Consider the following 3,339-nt stretch of genomic DNA (forward strand, 5'->3'; position numbering starts at 1 on the left):
GGCCAGGTTGCGGGCCAGATTGGCGCCCATCACCGCAAGGCCGGTGACACCGATGTGTGCTGACATCAAAACTCCAAAAGTATTGTAAGTACAACAATGGCTTTTACGGTCTGGCGTGTTGGACGCCGGTCGCGGTGACGGAAGCGATGTGGAAGCCCACGGGCTGCGGTACCCGCCTCATTCTGCCCAAGAACGCTCATCCGCGAAGTGCATGGAGGAGTCCTGTCGTGATTGGGAGTATCGGGCTCAAATTTCGGAATATCGGAAGGAATGTGACTCCAGCCCTTTGGGGTTAGGGCCGTAAATGGTGACCATACGCGCGTAGACAGGTGCATAGTATCGGCCGGTTCGTCCGGGATTTACGCGTGCCGAGTCACCCGGCCCCAGGATGACAGTCTTGCCTTCGCTCTCGATATGGAGTTCGCCTTCCAGCACGAAGTTCGTCTCAGTATGGGGGTGGAAGTCTTCCCAGCCGCAGGCCTCCAGCTCCCACTCCGAGAGTATGACGTCCTCCCATGGGCCCACAGGATTGGAGTTTATGAACCTGCAGCGCAATCGCTGCCATTCGTCCTTCATGGTCTTCATGGGCTTCGCTGGCCAAAAATCGATCGCTTCCCCCGTCGTCAGTGTCAGGGGCTGAGTGGTGTTTGTGGCCATTGTCTTTAACCGCTTCCTTAAGTGGGGACTGATGCTCTAAGTCGGAACTGATGCTTTCGGTGAACTAAATAAGCTCGATTCATCGTGATGTGGGTCACGGCGCCTTCAATACTGTGACATGGACACTTGTTCCAGTCAATGGTTCGCAATGAAGATCTAAACCCTTTGTTGTGGCCCACGCGACAGTCATAAAGAAAAATTCCCATCTTGAACGATTGACTTGTACATCTGTTCATGTGACAGTTTTGGGGACGACATGCGTGACTGGCATCACACCAGCAAGGTTTGGAGATGAGCTCCGCTAGACCTGGAGAAACTAGAAAATGTCGGGTTCGCAGTCGATCCCTTTCCAGCACTGAACCGGGGATCTGAGTTGATATTCACTGCAGTCTCATATGCATCAAAAAGATGACCAGGTCTGACAAGGACGAACAGTTCTGACAAATCTTTCACACCACTATTCACGGGAGAGACCATGGAAGCCCTCGTAGGAAAACTGAGCAAGGCCGGATCCATCCATAAAGTAGAAGGCGGCTATCTTGGACTGCCGCAGATGAACGAGCCCGGGTGTGATGCCGCAATCGGGGACTCCCTCTCCAACCCCGAGGGGTCGGTCATGAGCGCCGGATTCTTCGAGCTGAAAGCCTCCGAACCCCTGGTGTACACGTACACCTACGACGAAATGAAGGTCGTCGTGCAGGGTGAGTTCATCCTCACGGACCAGGCGACAGGAGACGTGACACACGCCAAGGAGCGCGATGTGCTGTTTTTCCCCAAGGGCACAACCGTAAAGTTTGAGACCCCTGACTATGGTCTTGGGTTCTTCACCGGCGACCGAACCTTCGCACCCTAGGAATCAGCGTTCCGCGTCCACGCCGCCGACAGCACGCACCAGCTTGGACGTTCGCGGCGTCCGCCTTGTACTCGCCGACCCTCCAGCCGACATCCATGCAGCCGGAGCCGCAGCGGCGGAATGTGGCCTGCTGGATAAGGAGATAGCCCTCGACTGTGACGGAGGCGGACCCCACGTCGTTTCTGCGGACACGGCCACACCGCCAACACAAACCTTCAGCCAATTGGCCCCGGGGCGGACCGTCAGGGGTGCGCTACAACCCTGGCCATCACTGACCACTTTTCCCGCCACGTTGGCAGCTACTCGGATCCATGCCTCGGCCACGCGCTGGCCGAACTCCTGGGAAGCATAGCCGAGTCCAAAGGCATCACCCGCTACCGCAAAGCCGCATCTGTTTGGTTGCTGGCTTGACACCTGACTTAACCCACAAGGTCGCACACCAGCGACCCAAAAAATCCATTGGAAGAGGAGAGCAACATGACATTGCGAGTCGGAATCATTGGTGCGGGCCCCAGCGGCATGGCACAACTGCGGGCGTTTGAATCAGCACGCCAAAAAGGAGCAGCCATCCCCGAGATCGTGTGTTTTGAGAAGCAGGACGACTGGGGCGGGCAGTGGAACAACAGTTGGCGGATCGGCCTGGATGCTCACGGCGAGCCGGTCCACAGCAGCATGTACCGCCACCTATGGTCCAATGGGCCCAAGGAGTGCCTCGAGTTCTCGGACTACTCCTTTGATGAGCACTTTGGCCGAGCCATTTCCTCCTTCCCGTCCCGCGAGGTTCTCTTCGACTACATCAAGGGACGCGTGGAAAAGTCCGACGTACGCAAGTACGTCCGGTTCAACAGCGTGGCACGCCACACCAGCTACAACGAGGCCACGCAGGAATTCACGCTGACGGTTGAGGACCTCAAAACCAACCTCACCGAGACCCACGTGTTCGACAAGCTCGTGGTTGCGACTGGTCACTTCTCCGTCCCTTCAGTCCCCGAGTTCAAGGGCATCAAAACCTTCCCGGGCGAGGTCCTACACGCTCACGATTTCCGCGGAGCCGAGCGCTTTTACGGCAAGAAGCTGCTCATGATCGGCAGCAGCTATTCCGCAGAGGACATTGGCATGCAGGCCCACAAGATGGGCGCCGCGTCTATCACCTTCAGCTACCGCACGGCCCCGATGGGCTATGACTGGCCGGAGAACGCGGTGGAGCGCCCGCTCGTCACCCACTTCGAGGGCCGCACCGCGCACTTTAGCGACGGCACCCAAGATGACTTTGACGCCGTCGTGCTTTGCACCGGATACCAGCACAAGTACCCGTTCCTGCCTAGCGGGCTCTCGCTGAGGTCGGCGAACGTGCTGTACCCGGGCAACCTTTACAAAGGGGTGGTCTGGCAGCGGAACACCAATCTTTTCTACCTGGGTGCGCAGGACCAGTACTACACGTTCAACATGTTTGACGCGCAAGCGTGGTTTGCCCGCGACGTCATGACCGGAGCGATTGACCTGCCGTCCCTTGCTGAGCGCGAGGCGGACATCCAGCTCTGGCTCGGGCGCCAGGCAGCGCTGCCGGATCACGATGCGGAGGCTGATTTCCAGTCTGACTACCTGCGGGAGCTCATTGACGCCACGGATTACCCACCCTTTGACCTGGACGCTGTTTCCCAGCTGTTCAAGGACTGGATGGGCCACAAGAAGACCGACATCCTGGGGTACCGCGACATGGTCCACCGCTCCGTGGTCACTGGGACCATGGCGACTAAGCCTTGATCCACCGATGATGATCGAGACGCGGGCGGCGGTTTAAACCGAGAATGCCCGTCTTTTCGAGGAAA

General features: G+C 57.9%; 3 protein-coding genes. 2 read left to right on the forward strand and 1 reads right to left on the reverse strand.

Features of this window, described 5'->3' with window-relative positions; translation table 11 throughout:
- Window positions 1–246: 246 nt before the first annotated feature.
- Window positions 247–657: a cupin domain-containing protein gene (locus tag NFJ07_RS25420; RefSeq protein ID WP_269998867.1), complete on the reverse strand. Its 411-nt coding sequence runs from the start codon at window positions 655–657 to the stop codon at window positions 247–249.
- 475 nt (window positions 658–1,132) lie between these two features.
- Between NFJ07_RS25420 and NFJ07_RS25425 the strand changes: the two genes are divergently transcribed.
- Together NFJ07_RS25425 and NFJ07_RS25430 are read left to right on the forward strand one after the other, a co-directional pair.
- Window positions 1,133–1,510: a cupin domain-containing protein gene (locus NFJ07_RS25425; protein ID WP_269998869.1), complete on the forward strand. Its 378-nt coding sequence runs from the start codon at window positions 1,133–1,135 to the stop codon at window positions 1,508–1,510.
- A 477-nt stretch (window positions 1,511–1,987) separates the two neighbouring features.
- On the forward strand, window positions 1,988–3,274 hold the full coding sequence (locus NFJ07_RS25430; RefSeq protein WP_269998871.1) for an NAD(P)-binding domain-containing protein: 1,287 nt from the start codon (window positions 1,988–1,990) through the stop codon (window positions 3,272–3,274).
- The last annotated feature ends 65 nt before the right edge of the window (window positions 3,275–3,339 follow it).

It is taken from the genome of Arthrobacter sp. B2a2-09, from assembly GCF_027587375.1.
Taxonomy (GTDB): Bacteria; Actinomycetota; Actinomycetes; order Actinomycetales; family Micrococcaceae; genus Arthrobacter.

Bases quoted from the DNA above. Each gene is read 5' to 3' on its own strand.
- NFJ07_RS25420 (WP_269998867.1), bottom strand. From the start codon at position 657: ATGGCCACAAACACCACTCAGCCCCTGACACTGACGACGGGGGAAGCG.
- NFJ07_RS25430 (WP_269998871.1), top strand. From the start codon at position 1,988: ATGACATTGCGAGTCGGAATCATTGGTGCGGGCCCCAGCGGCATGGCA.
- NFJ07_RS25425 (WP_269998869.1), top strand. From the start codon at position 1,133: ATGGAAGCCCTCGTAGGAAAACTGAGCAAGGCCGGATCCATCCATAAA.